This window comes from Streptomyces olivaceoviridis (assembly GCF_014650115.1).
Taxonomy (GTDB): Bacteria; Actinomycetota; Actinomycetes; order Streptomycetales; family Streptomycetaceae; genus Streptomyces; species Streptomyces olivaceoviridis.
In genome coordinates this window covers 15041-32951 of the sequence record NZ_BMUI01000042.1, presented here as the reverse complement: position 1 = coordinate 32951, position 17911 = coordinate 15041, and the positions used below count along the sequence as shown (strand labels likewise).

Sequence of the window (17911 nt, the reverse complement as noted above, 5' to 3'; positions counted from 1 at the left end):
CGGGCCGGGTCAGCCGGCCCCGGTCATCGCGTCCGACGGGTGCGAGGTCTGCTCGCCGGCGGGAGTTCTGGACGTGAGGACGGCCAGCGGCGCGGCGACGGCGGTGGCCACCGCCATCACCCCGGCCGTGACGACGGCGTCGCCCGTGAACAGGCTGCTGGCCACGCCGGTGAACAGGGTCACCAGCAGTGCCCGGCTGCTCATGTTCAGCGAGGACGCCGCTCCCTGGAGCTCGGGGAACACCTGCAGGGAACGGCCGAAGACGACGGGGTAGACGGCGGCGAAGCCGACGCAGAAGACGGCGAGGGACACGGTGGTGGACACCGGGCCGTCACCGAAGGCGAGGAACAGGGCGACTCCGGCCAGCGTGGCGGTGATGGCGCACGCCACGGTGCGCCCGGGACTGCCGAGGAGCTCCATGATCTTGGTGGCGAAGAGGCTGGTGATCGCGAACGACGCGACGATGACCAGGAGGTTGCCCGCGAACGCCACCGTGGACAGACCGAAGGTGTCCGTGTACAGGAAGGAGCTGGCGGCGATGAAGACCATGTAGGCGGCGAACAGCAGGCTGGGGACGAGCGACGCGGCGAGGAACTCCCCGCTGCCCAGCAGACGCCGGTAGTCGCCGGCCACCCGCCGGGCGCTCACCTTGACCCGCTCGGTCTTGGTCTCGGGCAGGAACAGCGCCATGAGCAGCAGCGACACCAGGGTGACGGCAAAGACCACCGCGTAGTTGCCGCGCCAGCCGAGAGTGCGGTTGATCAGCCCGCCGAGGGCCGGGGCCGCCGTCATGAAGGTGGACATGGCGGCGTTGGTCAGGCCGAACATCTTCAGCAGCCGGGTGCCCTCGTAGACGTCCGCGATGATCACGAAGACGAGCACGACGGAGGTGCTGGCGCCGATGCCCTGCACGAACCGGGATGCCAGCAGGAACTCGATGGTGGGCGCCACCGCGCAGCCCAGCGCGCCGGCCAGCATGACGGCGTTGCCGGCCAGCATGACGCCGCGCCGGCCGAACCGGTCGGACAGCGGTCCGTAGGCGAGGGCGCCCAAACAGTAGCCGAAGAAGTTGTAGGTGACGGTCAGCTGGACCGACGACTCGGACGCGTCCAGCGTTCTGGCGATGTCTGGAAAGCTGGGCACGGACATGTCCAGCTCAATGATGGTGCCGATCAGCGCCACGACGAGCAGCGTGGGCAGGAATTTTTTCTTGTTCATGGCCTCGTGAGGGAAGGGCCGGGCGGCGGACGGCCACATGTCCGCGCGAAGGCGCGACGAACGGGGGCACGCCGGAGACCGGCCGGATGAGGTGAAGTGGGCACGTTGTACCGCGCCGTGCCGGAGCGGCAGTGCTCTCGGCAAGGCTCAGCGGTGCGTGGTGAGTCTTCGAATCAGCGGCCACCAGGCGGCCTGAGCGTTGCGCGGCCTACGGCCCGCCCGCTCGCCACCCGTGGCACGCGACGCCGACTGCAACGTGACCCCTTCTGAAGCGATCCCGGGTGGCACGGCGGACCGTTTCGCGCCGGCTCGGTGCGGTGGCGCACCGGACGCCGTCCGGCTCGCCCTGGCGGACCGCCCGGTCGCGGAAGGGCAGCAGCACCGGGCAGCGTCCGCGCCAGCGGCACGTGCGGCCCGGGGGCCTCGCCGGCGCACAGCGCCCGGACGCGCCGGCCGGGCCCGAAGGCCCCGGGACACGGCTGATCGTGTCAGCTAGGTGTGACGTTCTTGAGTTCACCCTGCGTGGGAGTGACCAAGCCTTTACAACAAGGCTCACTGCGGACACCGCCGCGGCGTCACTGCGCAGGGCACGGTTCGGGCAGCTCCCGGAGCGCATTCGCTTCGAGGACATGACCCAAGAGGTCGCAGCCCTGCCGACCAACGCGGTGAAGGGCTCCTACGACCCCGAAGGCTCCGGGAAGTCCGACTCCTGCCTGGCACTCGACCTGGGCTGTGGACCGTGGCCGGCGGTCCGGGTGGTTTCCTCGACCGTCCCGGACTGCTTCCTGCGCACGGTCCCCGCCCTGGCGGACCCGCTGGGCCACGCCGTGGCGGATCCGCTCGGCTTCGCCGCCCAGCGACGGCGGAACACCGTGCTCCCCTCACCGGCGCGCCGCGGGGTGTGTCACACAGCGACCGGGCAGCCGTGCGGCGCCGTCCGGGCGCGGCCACGCCGGCCGCGGACGCGCGGGGGCGGGCCGCGGCGGCACTACTGGGCGAGGGCGTCGATCGTGCTGATCTCCTCCGGCGTCAGGACCAGGTCCTGGGCGTCCAGGTTCTCCCGCAGGTGCCCGATGGTCGTGGTCGCCGGGACTGGCAGCACCGACGGCGAGCGCGTCAGCAACCAGGCCAGGGTGATCTGGGGAACGGTGGCCCCATGCGCCTCGGCGATGGGGGACAGCACGGCGGCAATCGCCTCGGGGCCGTTGGTGTCGGTGCTGTCACCGGGTGCGGTGAGGGAGACGGGTTGCCAGGGCACGAAGACGGCGCCGCCGCCGACGGCGGCGTCCAGGAGCGGCTGCTCGTGCCGCGCGGCGACGTTGTAGTGCGCGGTCACGGCGGCGATGTCGGTGATCTCCCGCGCCTCGCGCAGCTGCTCCACCGTGACGTTCGACAGCCCGATGTTCTTGATCAGCCCCTTCTTCCGCAGCTCGGCCAGGGTGCCGACCTGGTCGGCGAAGGACGCGTCCGTGGCCCGGCCGGTGTGCAGGTAGTAGAGGTCGATCTGCTCCACACCCAGGCGCCGCGCGCTGAGGACGACGGACTGCCGCAGGTACTGGGGGTTGCCGATGTAGCCGATCGTCGACAGGTCGGGACCGCTGCGGACCAGACCGCCCTTGGTGGCGATGACCAGGTGCTCGGGATAGGGGTGGAGTGCCTCGCGGATGAGTGCCTCGGCGGTGTGCGGTCCGTAGACGTCCGCGGTGTCGATCAGATCGACCCCCGCCTCAACCGCTTCTCGCAGGAACTTCTTGCCGGCCTCCCGGTCGGGGTAGTCGCCGAACAGGCCCGGCCCGGTCAGCCGCATGGAGCCGTAGCCGATCCGGCCGACCTTCAGGCTCGCGCCTACTGTGATCTTGGTTCGTTCAGTCATGATTTGTGCTCTCGTTGAGGTGGACGGTCCCGCGACTGGGGCCGTCCGGGTTCTTCGGATCCCGGCCGATCGGCGTCCGGTACGGCTGCCCGGAACGCCGCTCCTCAGCGGGACGATGTGGGCCGCGCGCCCGGCTCCAAGACGGGGTCTGTCCGGATCGCCGAGGCCCGCGCCCCCGGGCTGATGACCAGGTCGTCGGCGAGCGCTCCATACTTGGTGCAGAAGGCGGCGTCGATGTCGGCGGGGAAGGTCCAGGCCGCGGGTCTCCGGCCGACGTCATGGGGGCCGCCACCTGGATCCGTCCGTGTCCGCGGTCCCGCGCGGTTCGGTACCAGAGGGAACGGACTCCCCGGTAGGCGCGGTCGTACAGCTCGTTACGCACGACCACCATCCCGATCTCCACCCCTTCGCGGTGCGGAGGGGTGGCAACGGCGTCGCGGGCGTCGTTGTGCAGTCGAGGCGTTCGCCGAGGACGACGGCGGGGGTGGGGAGCTGCTTGAGGAGGCGGCGCAGGGCGGGTCGGGTGTGCTGTGAGAGGCGGCGGTGGCGGTCGTCGGTGCAGCCGGCGATGTCGTGGAGGTACTGCTTCCGGTCGTCGTCGAGGCGCAGGGCGCGGAGGAGGATGAGCAGGACAGCGGCGGAGGCGGGGACGCGGCCTTCGAGGCGGGTGTAGTAGTCGACGCTGATGGAGGCGAGCTGGGCGCCCTCTTCGCGGCGCAGGCCGGTATGACCCTGCGGGGAGAGTCCGTTCCAGGCAGGCCGCACTCCTCAGGAGTCATCTGCGCCCGACGCCCCCGCGGGAAGACGCCGAGGCGGGAAGGGGGTACCGGATTCATGTCCTCCAGTGTCACGTGTGACGGCAGATTAAGACATATGTGTGAGGGGGCAGATTTCTTCCCAGACAGGATTTTGCCTCTGTTACCCCTGCTGAGCTCGTGCGATGCTGAACATGACCCGGTGGGTGAATGGATTTCGGAGCCCGCGTGCTGACTGCGGTACTTACCGTCATCTGACTGATTTCAGCACCGACATCACCGACACATAGTGGGGCCCGAAGGGAAAACATCGAACAGAAGGAGCGCTTTGATGTCCAGGTCGAGTGTGTCTTTCCAGAGTGTGGGTATCGAGATCGCCGCGCACATGTATGTGCCGGAAGGGCGGGCGGAGGGTCCGCGGCCGGCGCTGGTGGTCGGTCACCCGGGGACGGGTGTGAAGGAGCAGACGTCGGGTACGTACGCGCAGTTGATGGCCGAGCGCGGGTTCGTCGCCCTCGCCTTCGACGCGGCCTACCAGGGCGCCTCCGGTGGTCTGCCGCGCGGTCTGGAGGACCCCGCGCAGCGGGTGGAGGACTTCAAGGCCGCCGTGTCCTACCTGACCACCCGCGAGGAGGTGGACGCCGAACGGATCGGTCTGCTGGGCATCTGCGCCTCCGGCAGCTACTCGCTGGCCGCCACCGGCGGTGACCACCGCGTCAAGGCCGTGGCCACGGTGTCCACCGCCGAGCCCGCCCGCCAGTTCCGTCTCGGCGCGGACGGCGCCCAGGACCCGGCCGTCTTCCAGGCCCTGCTGGACGCCGCCGCCCAGGCCCGCACCGCCGCCGCCCGCGGCGAGGACCCGGGCGTGATGACGATGTTCCCGGAGACCGCCGAGCAGGCCGCCGCGCTCGGCGGCGAACACGGCGTCGAGGGCTTCGAGTACTACTGCACCCCGCGCGGTGAGCACGAACGGTCCGCGAAGTTCCTGGCCTGGGAGAGCATCGACCGGATGGCCCTGCACGACGCCTTCCACGCCGTCCCGCTGATCGGCCCCCGCCCCATCCTCCAGATCATCGGCGAACGCGCCGTCACCTCCTGGATGGCCGTCGAGGCCCACCACCGCGCCACCGGCCCGAAGGAAATCCACTGGATCAAGGGCGCCAGCCACGTCGACCTCTACGACAAGAAGCAGTACATCGACCCCGCCGTCGACAAGCTCACCGACTACTTCACCACCCACCTCGGCACCACGAGCTGAACGGCCCGCACGCCCCACAAACCCCGGGTGGGGGCCGGCAGCACCCGCCGTCGCCCCCGGACCCACCGATGCCGTCTTCTCGGCAAGTGTGTGCTGTCTGTGTGCGATGGGGCCCTCCACACAGCGGTGCACGGCGGGACGCGATCCCGGGTGCTTGTATCTCCACCACCCGGGCGGGGCCGGGCGTCGGAGCGGGGGGCGCTGCTCCGACGCTCCGGGCCCGGCCGCCGAGAACTGGGCGTCCCGGGTGGTCAGGCCGGCATCGCGGTGGCGGGCAGCGTTGACGCGTCTTCGCCGATGACGGTGAGTTCCTCCGGGCTCAGGTCGCGTTCGTCCGTCCAAGCGAGCCCGACGACGGCGCGGACCGCGCCGTCGTCGCCGTGGACTGAGCCAGACCGCCGCCTTGGCGCAGGAGGCAGAGCGCCGAGGGTACCGGCGCTTCTGGGTTGCGGAGCACCACGTTTCCCCTCCTCGGCGAGCCCGGCCCCGGCGGTACTGCTCGCCCACCTCGCAGGCGTGACCAGCAGCATCAGGCTCGGCTCCGGCGGCGTCATGCTCACCAACCACGCACCCATCGTGGTGAGCGAGCAGTTCGGCGTGCTCAACGCCCTCCACCCCGGGCGCATCGATCCGGGGATCGGCCGCAGCCCGGGCGGACTCGCCAGTGTCGCCGAGGCGTTGCGGCGCACCGGTGAGGACCCCGGCCCGAACGCCTTCCGCGATCAGGTCGGGACCACCCTCTTTCCAAGGTCCTGACCTCGATGCCGGGGGTCGCGGTCAGGACCGCCGCAGTTCTGCTGGTCACCGTCGGCGACGGCACCAGCTTCCCCACCGCCGCCCACCTCGCCTCCTACGCCGGCCTCGCACCGGCCACCAGATCCTCGGGAACCTCGATCCACGGCGAACACGCACCACGAGGCGGAAACCGGCAGCTCAAACGGGCCATGTTCCTGTCTGCGTTCGCCGCCCTGCACGACCCCGCCTCCTGCGACTACTACGACAAATGCCGGGTCCGCGGAAAGACCCACACCCAGGCCCTCCTCCGCCTCGCCCGCCACCGCGTCAGCGTCCTGTTCGCCATGCTCCGCGACGGCACCTTCTACGAACCCCGCCTTCCCGAAGCAGCCGTCGCCTGACCAGCTCAGAGTTGACGAAGGACATAGAGGCACCCCCCGGCCCCCCGGCCCGAGCCGGCCCCCCGGCCCGAGCCGGTCCGCCGTCAAGACGGACAGCCCGGGCGTGGCACTCTCCCGCCTCGCCGCGGTGCGAAACGCCTGCGCACCGGAAGCCCCAGAAGGCGGCCACCCGGCCCCCGGCCTCGGCTGCCGGCGCCGCCGCGCAGCGAGAACGAGCGCACTCCGGGGCCGCGCCGGAGGGAAAGGGCCGGCACCACGCCGATGACCAGGGCAGGGACGAGCCGCAGAAAGCCGGTCGCGGTGGCGTGCGCGAACACGCCGTGCGCATTGCCGTGCGCAGCGCCGTGCGCACGTCCCGCCAGCCGGCCGACGGCGTCGCGACGAAAGGGGCCGAAACCCCCGGCACACGGCAGGCCCTGGACCCGGACGGCACATGCGCTGACGAGCAGGACACCGAACACCGCGACACCGAAAGCGGCCCCGATCGACCGGGCGAAGGTCACCACGGCGCCGGCCGCGCCCAGGCGGGCGGCGGGAACGGAGTTCCGCACCACGGTCAGGGCGACCATGGGGATCGCCCCCGCACCGAGACCGGTGACGAAGAAGTACAGGCCCAGAGCCCGTCGCATGCATGCCCCGGCTGAGCACGGCCAGCAGCAAAAACCCGCAAGGCCGACAGTCAGGCCGCCTATGAGGAACGGGCGCAGCCACAGGGGGCGGGCAGACAGGCGACCGGCGAAAGTCCGGCTCAGTACCAGCCCGATGACCACACGGCAGCATATGGACACCCGACAGGATCACCGAGACGCCGTCGACGATCTGAAGGCAGGCGGGGATGTAGACCAGGACGCTCAGCCACGTGCTCTGGCTGCACAGGCATGACGGACGGACACCCGACCTGCCGTGTCGTTCCCCGGGGAGCAGCCGGCTCACACCCCCTCCGCCCCAGCCCCCGCCGTCAGGCCGGCTCACACCTCCTCCGCCCCAGCCCCCGCCGTCAGACAGCCCGAACCGTCCAAACAGCAGGCCGGGGCCGGCCGGCAGGACGCACTGGTGCCCTTGCCGGGTGACCCGGCGGCGCCCGAACCGCCCAGGAGCGGGACGACTCCAGCCGCGGCATCACCGGCCGTCGCCGGGACCGCGAAGCCGCAGACATCGCTTGCCCGTCAGCGGCCCGGCCTCCACCGATCGACTGACCGGACCCCCGCCGCAGTTCGTCCTTCCGGCTGATCAACCAGGCAGCGCCCGCCGAGATCATGAGGGCATGCCCCGCCCTGGCCGGCCCGAGGACCGGCCAGGGCAACCCCGCCTCCGCGCCCACGGCAGGCCGACGCCCCACCCGCCGCGCAACGCACCCGCCGCGCCCCTTCCGCACCCTTCCAAGGCTTCGCTCACGGGAACGGAGCGGGCGAACAGAACGAGACGAACGCCTTTTCTCCCCAGGCGCAAGCGACAAGACGAAAGGACAGCACCTTCACCGCCGTGATCATCACCGAGAAGCTGACCCGCACCCTGCTGGCACTCACCTCAGCCCTGTCCGTTACCGCCGGCGTCCCCGCCGCAGCGGCAGGCCCGCATCACACAGCGCCGGCCGCTGCCTCCACGGAACACTCATCGCTGCCCTGGAAACCATGCCGCACCCTCATCCACGCATGGGACCCCGAAGACGGACGTACCGAGTGCGCCACCGTCACGGTCCCGCTGGACTACGCCCACCCCCAGGGCCGGAAGATCCACCTCATGGTCAGCCGGATCAAGGCCACCTCCCCGAAGAAACGGCGTGGAGTCCTCGTGATCAATCCCGGCGGACCGGGAAACCCCGGACTGGACATGCCGGCCATCCTGGGCAAGACCTCCCTTGCCGGAATCGGCGTCGACCACGACCTCATCGGGTTCGATCCGCGCGGAGTCGGGTTCAGCGAAGGCAAAGTGTGCGATCCGAGTGCGCAGGACGGCCCGGACCCCGACCCGAAGGCGACACCCGCCGAACAGTTCCGCCAGGGCTATCAGAAGACCGCCAGATACAACGCGCGATGCGCCGCGTACGACCCCGCGTTCATCACCGGCCTGTCGACCAACGTGGTGGCCATGGATCTCGACCGTATCCGGACAGCCCTCGGCGAGAAGAAGATCAGCTTCTACGGCATCTCATGGGGCACCGCCCTCGGTGCGGTCTACCGCAGCCGCTACGACGACCACGTCGACCGCATGCTGCTGGACTCCGTCATGCCCCCCGTCTTCAGCATGAAGGCCATGAACGACGGCCCCGTCCATGCCGCCGAGTCCAACTTCTCGCGCTTCGCCCGATGGACCGCCGCGCGAGACAGCCGGTTCCACGCGGGCAGGACCCCGAAAGCCGTGACGGACACCGTGGTGAAGCTGGCACGGCAACTGGACAAGCACCCCCCAACCGTCCACCTGCCCGATGGCCGCACCGTGGCATACGACGGCGGACGGCTCCGGAGGATCATGACCTACCAGCGCGGACGCTGGCCGGCCATGGCAGCGAGCATCGCAGCACTGCGAGACGGTGCAACCCCACCGCTGTCGGGTGAAGAAGACGACGCACAAGGCGTCAGGAACAGCGCCGGCCTGCGCGATTCCCCCACCGGCGGGCTGCTCATGCAGATCTCCGTGCTGTGCAACGACCAGGGGCCGGACCCCGACGAGCCGACCATGTGGCAGCAGGAACAGCAAAACCTCAAATCCTCACCCCTGTTCAGCTGGATGGCCGGCTACGAACACTGGTGCGCGGGCTGGCCACTGACCGCCCAGCCATGGCACCTGAAGCGAGGCGCCAGCGCACTGCAACTGGTCGGACACCACTATGAGACCGTCACTCCCCACCGCTGGGCACAGGGCATGCAACGACGCATCGGCGGCGCTCTGCTCACCGTCGAGGACGGCGTACACGGCTCGCTGAACCAGATCCCGTGCGGCAGCAAAGCCGTCGAGTTCTTCACCACCGGCCGCCCCACCAACGGCTCCTGCCCCGGAGTCCCGGGCCAGTAGGTGCTGGACGGGAGTTCTCCCACCGTCCTCACTCGCGCCCGCCGTCCTCACTCGCGCCCGCCGCCGACCGCCGCCCTGACTGACGTGTGCGACCTCCAGGGCGGCCGGCCCGCCACCTTCCGCGATGCGCTCCAGCTTCACAGGCGACCACGACAGCACCCTGCCCCCTGACGACGCAGGCCGAGATCACAATCCCGTCCCGCGCAGACCCCCAAGCCCCCTCCGCCCCCTGACTGCCCCATGGCGGGCAGAAACGGCTGCACCGGCCCCGACAGGACCGCGAGCATCAGTTCGACCCTCACGGGCATACCCACTCACCGACACCCCCACCGCCGCGAAGACCAGCAACGATCCCCACGCCATGATCAAGCCGACTACCGAGGACACCCAACGCACACACGAACCCCACCGGGAACTCGCACACGGGCCCTCCCACCAGCACCCGCCCGGCGAACCAGCCATCAAAACCGGTCCGGACAGGGGAGCGGATGAACACGTCCAAGCCCCGATCCGTGTGGCCGACCACAGGAACACCGTCAGCCACCCGCCTTCAGCCACCAACCCGCGCATGACCCGGAAGACATGAATGTCCACACGGTCCCCCACCAGCACGATGCGCGCCCTGACGAGTCGGTGGACGCCCTCGATCAGCGCCATGAAGTCCCGCTCGCCCGGGCTGCCGCGCCTGCCAGGCGCCTACCCGGTGAGTACCCAGGCAGTGGCACAGCCAGACCCGGGAACCAGACCGCATAACAATCAGGCCGACAACCGACAGACACCCCCACCAGCCACCGCTCACGGTGACGACCGGGGTACCGCCAACGCCGGCCCCCGGTGCGTCCTTTGGGCGGCCGGCGGGTGAACCCGGCCTCGTCCTCGAAGCAGATGCAGCCTCCGCAGGCCACACGGGCTCTTCTACCTCCGCCCCGGTCGCCTCCTTCCAGACGGCGACGTGCCCGCCACCCTCGGCGACCCGCCGCGCGGGAATCTGTGGGCCGAAGCCGAGCCGGTGCATCAGCCTCGCCGCCCCGAAGACGCCGCAGGAGACGTGGAACATCCTGCCGATCAGCATGGCCACCCGCGCCGCGGTCCACACCTGGTCCCCCACCCGGCCACGCACGGCCAGAGCCTGCTCCAGATACGCGGCCAGTTTCTCCGGGCAGCACGGGGACAGACGGCGTCGCGACCCGCGCGGGCCGCGGGAGGACACAGCCCGCACACCCCACTCCCCCCCAACTGGCGCCGCTGGCAGGCCGACTTCCGGCCCACCCGAAGACGCCGTGCCACCTCGGCCGGCTTGAACTTCCGCTCGAACACCTCGGCCGCCCGCATCCGCACCGTCTCCCGGCACAACCGCCCCGCAGGGGCAGCCCGCCCCCATCCGCATACCCCACACACCACCGGATACAAGCACCGCCCCGCAGCCGTGAGGAGCTTCGCAACAGTCACCCTGACAAGCGGAAGTCAAGTAAGCGGCACGGGTCATACGACGGGTGGGCCCGGCCGTCACGCGGCGAGGTCGAAGCAGCCGACAGAAGCCGGCACATCACGCCGGACCACCGCATAATCAGGCCAACCGAGGTGGCGTCCCGTTCGACAGCGGGTCAGCCACACCCCCTCCAGGACTGATCGCGGCCCTGCCGTGTTCACGCGTGACCAAGCGGCGCGTCCGCGGTCGACCGGTGTCCGGCCGACGCGGCACAGCGCCGAGATGCGGCACCCGTACACACATCCGTTAGGCACCGCGGGGCCACGTGACCTCGTGATCGAGAGCGCTGTCAGCAAGCTTGCGGGCGGCACGGGCCCGCTGCCCGACGTGCCGGCAGGAAGGCCGCCCAGCCCCACACGGTGGCTTGAAACCGATCGTCACCTGGTTGACCGGTAACTCACACACATGTCACGATCGTCACCGCTTCGACCGGTGATGCCTCCGGTGTTCCATCGAGGCGCCTCCATGACGCTCGCCCCAGACCATCACGAAACGAGCTGTCGCTCGTCCGAGGAAACGGAAGTCTTATGGGTATGACCGACCACACTGGACGCGGCAACACCGGCCGTCGCGGCTTCCTGGGCCTTGCCGCAGGTGCTGTCGCCGTCACGCAGATGAGCCTGTCCGGTCAGGCGCAGGCCGCGACGAGCGGGACATCGCCGGCCGGCGCCGCCGCCTCTGGCAACGCGCAACGAAGTGCCGCTGTCCGTCCCTTCCGCGTCAGGGTCCCGCAGAAGGAGCTCAACGAGCTGCGGCGGCGCGTGAAGGAGACACGGTGGCCGGACAGGGAGACGGTCCGCGACCGGTCCCAGGGCGCCCAACTGGCAAAGCTCCGCCCGCTCATCGAATACTGGGGCACTGGGTACAACTGGCGCAAGGCCGAGGCGAAGATCAACGCACTGCCGCAGTTCATCACCGAGATCGACGGGCTGGACATCCAGTTCGCGCACATCCGCTCCCCGCATGCCGACGCCATGCCGATGCTGATGACGCACGGCTGGCCCGGCTCGATCGTGGAGCTGCTGAAGGTCGTCGCGCCCCTGACGAACCCCACAGCTCACGGTGGCCGAGCAGAGGACGCCTTCCACCTGGTCCTCCCGACGCTGCCCGGGTACGGCTTCTCGGGCAAGCCGACATCGACCGGCTGGAACCCGGCCCGGGTCGCGGTCGCGTTCAACGAACTCATGCTCCGGCTCGGCTACACCCGGTACGTCTCCCAGGGAGGCGACCACGGCTCGATCATCTCCCAGGTGCTCGCGGCACAGAAGCCCAAGGGGCTCCTCGGGATCCACGTCAACATGCCCGGGACGGTACCCCCGGACGTCCTGCGTCACCTGCGCAACTTCGACCCCGCGCCGGCCAGTCTGTCGGAACGCGAGAAGCTGGCCTACAACCGACTGCTGCACTTCTACCGCGACGGCTTCGGATATGCGGCGATGATGAACCAGACTCCGCAGACGATCGGCTACGCGCTCACCGATTCGCCGGTCGCCATGGCCGCGTACTACTACGACAAGTTCGCCGAGTGGACCGATTCCGGCGGCGAGCCCGAGAAGGTCCTCACCTACGACGAGATGCTGGACGCCATCTCGCTCTACTGGCTGACCGGCACCGCGACATCGTCGTCCCGGTTCTACTGGGAGGGAACACAAGCAGGCGGAGGCCCCTTCAACGCCGTCGACATCCCGAGTGTCCCGGTCGCGGTGACCGTCTTCCCGGGCGAAATCTACCCTGCGCCGCGCAGCTGGGGCGAGCGGGCCTACGGCAACCTCATCCACTGGAACGAGGTCGACAAGGGCGGCCACTTCGCGGCCTGGGAGCAGCCGCACCTACTGGCCCAGGAGCTCCGTACCGCGTTCAGGTCCCTGCGCTAAACGGTGCCGCAGAAGGCCGGCAGCGGGCAACTCGCCCGCGGGGGCGGGGGTGTCGAGGGCTGAGCCGGCGTGGGCGGAGACATCCACCGGCTTGCAGATCGGCCGGTTCGAGAAGCTGCTGCGCGTGCTGCGGGAACGGGACGGCAACGGCCCCGGTGGCGGCCGGCCGTGATGTCTGCCGCCGGCCGAGCGGGTACTGCCGGTCGCGGTGTACTACCGCACCAACCTCACCATGCGGCAGCTCACACCGCTCTTCAGCTGCTCACCTGCCACCGCCTGCCAGGTCATCCAGCGTCTGCGACCGTGCCCGTACGCGCCACCACACCCCCGTGACCACCCGACCACCCCCAACCAGACTGGAAGGAGACCCCAGCCACCGCTCAGCCCGCGGCTGGCAGGCGCGCGCTGTCGCAGGGTGACCCATGGGGATGACCGTTTCATCCAGGGCCCGGCGGTGTGGACATCGACCACCTGGTCCCGGTCGCCGGGGCCTGGGGCTGCGGCGCTTCCGTCTGAAGCGTGAAGGAACGGGAGGCCTACGCCAACGATCTCGGTGACGAGCGTGCGCTGATCGCGGTGTCGGCTGCGTCGAACCGGTCCAAGGCCGACCAGGGCCCCAGCATGTGGCTGCCGCCGGCCGTCGGCTACCGCTGCCAGTACGCCACCGACTGGGTGGCCGACAAGACCTGTTGGGGCCCTGAGTATCGACACCGGTGAACAGGCCGCGCTCAGCGAGGTGCTCGACAACTGTCCGGACGTGCCCGTGACCGTGACACTGGCCCGCTGACGATCTGGGCCGCGGGAGGAGCTGCCGAGGCGGCGCCAGGTCGGCATACGGCGAGAACCACTCACCCCCGCTCAGCCGGCAGCTCGCGCATCGCGGCGGTGGCCCCAGGAGAGCTCGGTGACGAACCGGCCGCGGTCGTTGCGCAGGGTCGCGGTGTCGGAGCGGTTGGATCTGTTCATGAGAATGAGCAGCAGATGTTCACTACCTCGGGGGGGCATCGACACAGAGCGTCGTTCGATTCCCAGTCCGGCCGTTGGTCGCAGGTGGGCTGCTCGATTCCACCGTCGTCATCGGGCGTGGGCCAGCAAGGTGCGCGGGACGGCCTCAGCATGCGTCCAGAGCAAGGATCCCGCGGCGGCGGGAAGCAGGTGCCGGGTCGCCTTTGGGATCATCTGCGTGAGTGATTCGCCCAGGTCCGGGGAGTGGACCGGGCTGGTGTCTTGTTCTCCGTACCAGAGCTCGACCGGGACGGTGATGTCAGGCTGGGTCGAATGGCCAGATGCCCATAGCCAGGACGGTGTCGCGTGCGTAGCCTGCTGGGCCCTGGCTGAATGCCTCGTCCATCGCGCGCCGGAAGGCGCTCTGAAAGACCGGGTCGGTGTAGACCGTGCGATCCGCCTCGGGGCTCGTCGTGATGATCAGATCCCACAGTGCGTCGGCGCTGCCGAAGCCGGCGAAGGAGGCCGCAGCAGCCTCGGGGTCGGCTGCGACGGCGTTCACGATGTCCCTCACCTGCGGGGTCAGGGCGTATGTGAAGCGGGGATGGGCGAGTTCGTCGCTGCCGGACACCACGGCCACCGCGTTCACCAGACCGTTTGCGGCCAGGGCGAGGGCAAACGGTGCTCCTTGCGAGAACCCCACCGCCGACGGGGCTCGCAGGGCCTGCTCTTGGATGAGGTGCCGCATGTGGTGGCCCAACTGGTCAGGGTACGGCCGGGGCTGGGTCGGAGGTGCCAAGGCCGGGCCCGTCCACGCTGATGAGCCGGATGCCTGCTGCGTCTATGACACCGCCGCCGAAACCGAGCCACCTGCTCGTGGCTGCCCCCCGGGCACACCAGCACTGGGGTGCCGTCGGTTGGTCCCCATTCCGCCCAGCCCAGGAGTCGACCGTCCAACAGCCGGGTCTGTCCGAGCCTCGCTGGTTCGTACACGCCGTAGTCCATGATCCAGATTGTTCCCTGCACGCGTCCCGGCTGCCGTCCCGTCACCGGTCGCGGCAGCGAGGGAGACGCTGCGGAGCCCACATGCTTTTCGAATCGAAAGGCACACTTCAGTGCCCCGCGAAGTGATGAACATCTGCTGCCCGTTCTTGTGAACAGAGCCAGCCTGCACTCAGCACTCGACTACGTACCACCCGCCGAGTACGAACGCGGCTGGTGGCGGCAGCAGGAAGCCACCCCGCAGTCCGCCAGAAACAGGACCGCCGGACTCTACGAAACTCGGGGCAGCTCACAACGACACCGAAGTCGGACCCCACTCATAGCCACCGATCCACAGGCCGTGACAATTACTCCGCCGGGGCTGCGAACGAGTAACACTTCACTGTTCCTTTGCCCTTCGGCATGCTGGTGGTGTGGCCGGGCCGGCCAGGGTCCGGTTTTCATCCACGCTGCGACAGGGGCAAAAGCGGTGATCGAAAAAGTGTTCAGGTCCGAGGACTTACCGGTGGCCGACCGGGTCGACGCGTGGCGCGAGAAGTTGTCCCAGACACACGCACCCGTGGACCTGGTCTGCCGTCCCGACTCCGACTTCCGTGCACAGCAGCGCGTCGTCCAACTGGGGAGCGCGCTCGTGTGGCCCTCGGTCATGTCGCCCCTCACCATCAGGCGGACACCGCGACTCATCCGTGGCTCCGACCCGGAGATGATCCACCTCTCACTGATCACCAAGGGCACCTTGGGTTTCCGTATGGGCGGCCCGGACGCCCTGTACGGCTCGTGCGAGCTCCGCACCAACGACTCCTCCCGCCCCTTCGAGATCTTCATGGGCCCTCAGGGGGAAGCCGTGGAGGCCGTGAGCGTCGAGGTACCCCGGGCACGCCTGCCCCTGTCCTCGGACGAGCTCAACCGGGTGATCGGTCACCGGATGACGGGACAGGAAGGCATCGGGGCTCTGCTGACGGCCTTCCTCACCACCCTGGTGGACAAACCTCGTTCGTACACCGCCGCCGACGGGCCCCGGCTGGGAACAGTCCTGATCGACCTGCTCGCGGCCGTGTTCGCGACCGCGCTCGATGCCATGAACTCCCTGCCCGCCGAGTCCCGGCGCCGGACCCTGACCCTGCGGATCCAGGCGTTCATCCGTGACCACCTGCACGACCCCGACCTGACGCCGGCCACCATCGCCGCCGCGCACCACATCTCGACCAGTCATCTCCACCGGCTGTTCCAGGACCACGAGACCACCGTGTCCGGCTGCATCCGCCACCTGCGCCTGGAGCGCGCCCGCGAACAGCTCGCCGACCCCGCCCGGAGCGACGTCCCCGTACATCTCGTCGCCGTGCGCGTGGGCTTCGAGCACCATGCGGTGTTCACGCGCGCGTTCCGCTCGGCCTACGCCATGTCGCCCCGCGACTACCGCCGCCGTGCCCTGCTCCAGGAAGCCGGCGATGGACCCGCAGCCGACTGAGTGAGGACGGATCGTCAAACAACCGTGGACTCGGCGTCAACATCTCCGCATCCGCTGTCTGGAAGATGACATCAGTCGCCTGGGACCGGGCGCCTGCATCGACCGGGATTCGACACATCACGTAGATCACGTACGCGCCGATAGGTCACGTCAGCGCATGTGAACCGTCGTGTTTGAAGGGGTGGGTTGTGATGAACTTCCGTAGAGCTGTGTGTATTGCTGCGGGAGTGCTGGCTTTCGCTGGCACGGGCGCAGTCAGCTCGCAGGCAGTTGCCCCCGTGAGCCCTGCAGGGGCACTGGCCAGGGCTGCGGTCACGGACCCAAGGAGTGATTACATCATCCGGCCACCGGCGAAGATCTGCAGGAACCAGGCGTGGACGTCGGGCAACGGGCGAACGGTCCTGCGTATGCAGGAGGACGGCAATTTCGTTCTCTACAAGAACGGGCGTGCTGTGTGGCGGGCGCCCAACACTCTAAGGCGCGGCAACTGCGCCGTTTTCCAGAAGGACGGCAACTTCGTGGTCTACGACAGGTCCAGGAAACCGGTCTGGGCCGCCAATACCTGGCGCAAGGGCGCCTACCTCGCCATCCAGGACGACGGCAACGTCGTCGTCTACAACAAGCACCGCCGGCCTGTCTGGGCAACTCACACCAACCGGTGACTGACGCTCAGTAGTCGGTTGTCGGTCTATGCGGTCCTGCTCCCAGGCACCGCTGGCCCACGTCCCTGACCTGGGCGTCTCCCCCGGCCCCGCCGGGGGCCGGGGGACGTTTTGACCGTGGAGGTCACAGCGGGCGAGGTAGTGGACCCAACGCCAAACAGATCTGGACTCGCTGCTAGCGACACGCCGTAGTCCGTCCGACAGGCCGAGTTCAACGCCCATACGGGAATGCCAACGTCGAAGTGAGTGGCGCCTACCGCTGCGGCGGCAACCCGTTCACCGGCCGACATTCCCATACTCATGGCGCATGCACGCGTCCGTTCGGTAGTCACCGCGCCATCCACACGTCAAGGAGTTGCGTCATGAAGCGCGCGTTCACCGCACTTGGCCTCGTCGTCGGCACCGTCTCGTTGGTCCCCGCCCTGGCCTCTGAAGCCTCGGCCGGCTCATCGTCCGCCGGTGTTCCGACAGCCTCGGCAATCACGGTCCCCCGGCCGGCCACGGCGCCTGCGACAAGTCCCGCCGCCGACCAGGTCTGCGCCACAGCAAGCGGCGCGGAGGGGTGTTTCGTGAAGTACGGTGACAAGTTCACCGTCGAGGACACCAAGTCGGACGGTTACTCAGCCGCCGTGGCGTGGGACAACTACCTCTGGGACGGCTCACGTTGGCAGCTCTACCGTTCGGGGGGGTGTTACAACAGTGCCGGCGCGGGCACCACGGGCATCTGCAACTACGACTTCTACGAGAACACCAGCACGAACGCCTACGGCGCCAAGGGAAGTAAGCTGGTCTTCCGGGCGTGCACCTACAACTCCCCCACGGATACCGTCATAAGTTGCGGAGCCGTGACTACAGCGGTCAACGACGGCTGATCCGCACTCGGCCCAGCTTGTTCTCAGGGCAGTCGGTCCGGTGGTCGGCGCCGTCGGGAAGGGTGCACCGGTGCGGCACGTTTCTGCCGTACTCCGGCCGACCTCCCGCAGCGGCGGCCACTCATCGACCGGCTCCGGGCTCCGCAGTCAGTGGGGGCTCGTAGGTCATCACGGCAACGCCCCGATCCGCGATCTGCCCAAGCGGCCGACGCGTCCAATGAACCCGTGTGCCCCGGGGGTCCGTGGCGGCTTGAATCCCATCGGATCCGTTGGACGCTCCGTGGGGTCCGGTTGCTGGAGTTCACCGAGGTAGAGCGGTTCCACGCCTGGGATGCCGAACAGTGGCT

General features: G+C 69.2%; 13 protein-coding genes and 3 pseudogenes. 11 read left to right on the top strand and 5 right to left on the bottom strand.

Annotation, left to right across the window (positions count from 1 at the left end; translation table 11 throughout):
• Nucleotides 1-9: 9 nt before the first annotated feature.
• The 3 genes from IE273_RS39540 to IE273_RS45395 all read right to left on the bottom strand — a co-directional run bounded on the left by IE273_RS39540 (nucleotide 10) and on the right by IE273_RS45395 (nucleotide 3856).
• Complete coding sequence (locus IE273_RS39540; protein WP_229888029.1) at nucleotides 10-1218, bottom strand: MFS transporter; 1209 nt, start codon at nucleotides 1216-1218, stop codon at nucleotides 10-12.
• 988 nt (nucleotides 1219-2206) lie between these two features.
• On the bottom strand, nucleotides 2207-3091 hold the full coding sequence (locus IE273_RS39535; protein WP_189819954.1) for an aldo/keto reductase: 885 nt from the start codon (nucleotides 3089-3091) through the stop codon (nucleotides 2207-2209).
• Between the two features lie 276 nt (nucleotides 3092-3367).
• Nucleotides 3368-3856: a hypothetical protein gene (locus IE273_RS45395; RefSeq protein WP_373309476.1), complete on the bottom strand. Its 489-nt coding sequence runs from the start codon at nucleotides 3854-3856 to the stop codon at nucleotides 3368-3370.
• Nucleotides 3857-4177: 321 nt separating this feature from the next.
• Here IE273_RS45395 and IE273_RS39525 point away from each other — a divergent pair, with 321 nt between their 5' ends.
• The 5 genes and pseudogenes from IE273_RS39525 (at nucleotide 4178) to IE273_RS39505 (ending at nucleotide 9252) form a co-directional block, all read left to right on the top strand.
• Nucleotides 4178-5104 (top strand): alpha/beta hydrolase, encoded by a 927-nt coding sequence (locus IE273_RS39525; RefSeq protein WP_189819953.1) that lies wholly within the window; start codon nucleotides 4178-4180, stop codon nucleotides 5102-5104.
• A 297-nt stretch (nucleotides 5105-5401) separates the two neighbouring features.
• Nucleotides 5402-5860 (top strand): LLM class flavin-dependent oxidoreductase, encoded by a 459-nt coding sequence (locus IE273_RS39520; protein ID WP_373309475.1) that lies wholly within the window; start codon nucleotides 5402-5404, stop codon nucleotides 5858-5860.
• Nucleotides 5839-6240: pseudogene (locus IE273_RS39515) on the top strand (transposase); the annotation flags it as partial. The gene IE273_RS39520 and the pseudogene IE273_RS39515, both read left to right, overlap by 22 nt.
• A 305-nt stretch (nucleotides 6241-6545) precedes the next feature.
• Nucleotides 6546-6884 (top strand): hypothetical protein, encoded by a 339-nt coding sequence (locus IE273_RS39510; RefSeq protein ID WP_189819952.1) that lies wholly within the window; start codon nucleotides 6546-6548, stop codon nucleotides 6882-6884.
• An 838-nt stretch (nucleotides 6885-7722) separates the two neighbouring features.
• Nucleotides 7723-9252 carry an alpha/beta fold hydrolase gene (locus IE273_RS39505; protein ID WP_189819951.1) on the top strand — a complete coding sequence of 510 codons (1530 nt, stop codon included), beginning with the start codon at nucleotides 7723-7725 and terminating at the stop codon, nucleotides 9250-9252.
• Between the two features lie 516 nt (nucleotides 9253-9768).
• Here the strand turns inward: IE273_RS39505 and IE273_RS45495 are convergent.
• Nucleotides 9769-10646 (bottom strand): annotated as a pseudogene (locus IE273_RS45495) (transposase); the annotation flags it as partial.
• Between the two features lie 628 nt (nucleotides 10647-11274).
• Here IE273_RS45495 and IE273_RS39495 point away from each other — a divergent pair.
• The 3 genes and pseudogenes from IE273_RS39495 (at nucleotide 11275) to IE273_RS44285 (ending at nucleotide 13332) form a co-directional block, all read left to right on the top strand.
• Entirely contained in the window at nucleotides 11275-12615 is a 1341-nt protein-coding gene (locus tag IE273_RS39495) for an epoxide hydrolase family protein (RefSeq protein ID WP_308437082.1), read from the top strand.
• 49 nt (nucleotides 12616-12664) lie between these two features.
• Nucleotides 12665-12946, top strand: a pseudogene (locus tag IE273_RS39490) (helix-turn-helix domain-containing protein); the annotation flags it as partial.
• Between the two features lie 188 nt (nucleotides 12947-13134).
• Complete coding sequence (locus IE273_RS44285; protein WP_229888028.1) at nucleotides 13135-13332, top strand: hypothetical protein; 198 nt, start codon at nucleotides 13135-13137, stop codon at nucleotides 13330-13332.
• Nucleotides 13333-13879: 547 nt separating this feature from the next.
• Here the strand turns inward: IE273_RS44285 and IE273_RS44280 are convergent.
• Nucleotides 13880-14320, bottom strand: coding sequence for a hypothetical protein (locus IE273_RS44280; RefSeq protein WP_229888027.1), 441 nt, complete (start codon nucleotides 14318-14320; stop codon nucleotides 13880-13882).
• Nucleotides 14321-15067: 747 nt separating this feature from the next.
• Here IE273_RS44280 and IE273_RS39470 point away from each other — a divergent pair.
• The 3 genes from IE273_RS39470 (at nucleotide 15068) to IE273_RS44270 (ending at nucleotide 17564) form a co-directional block, all read left to right on the top strand.
• The gene (locus tag IE273_RS39470; protein ID WP_229888026.1) at nucleotides 15068-16030 is read left to right on the top strand and encodes a helix-turn-helix domain-containing protein; all 963 of its coding nucleotides are present in this window, start codon (nucleotides 15068-15070) and stop codon (nucleotides 16028-16030) included.
• A gap of 407 nt (nucleotides 16031-16437) precedes the next feature.
• Nucleotides 16438-16692 carry a hypothetical protein gene (locus tag IE273_RS44275; protein WP_229888025.1) on the top strand — a complete coding sequence of 85 codons (255 nt, stop codon included), beginning with the start codon at nucleotides 16438-16440 and terminating at the stop codon, nucleotides 16690-16692.
• 569 nt (nucleotides 16693-17261) lie between these two features.
• Nucleotides 17262-17564, top strand: coding sequence for a hypothetical protein (locus tag IE273_RS44270; protein WP_229888024.1), 303 nt, complete (start codon nucleotides 17262-17264; stop codon nucleotides 17562-17564).
• The last annotated feature ends 347 nt before the right edge of the window (nucleotides 17565-17911 follow it).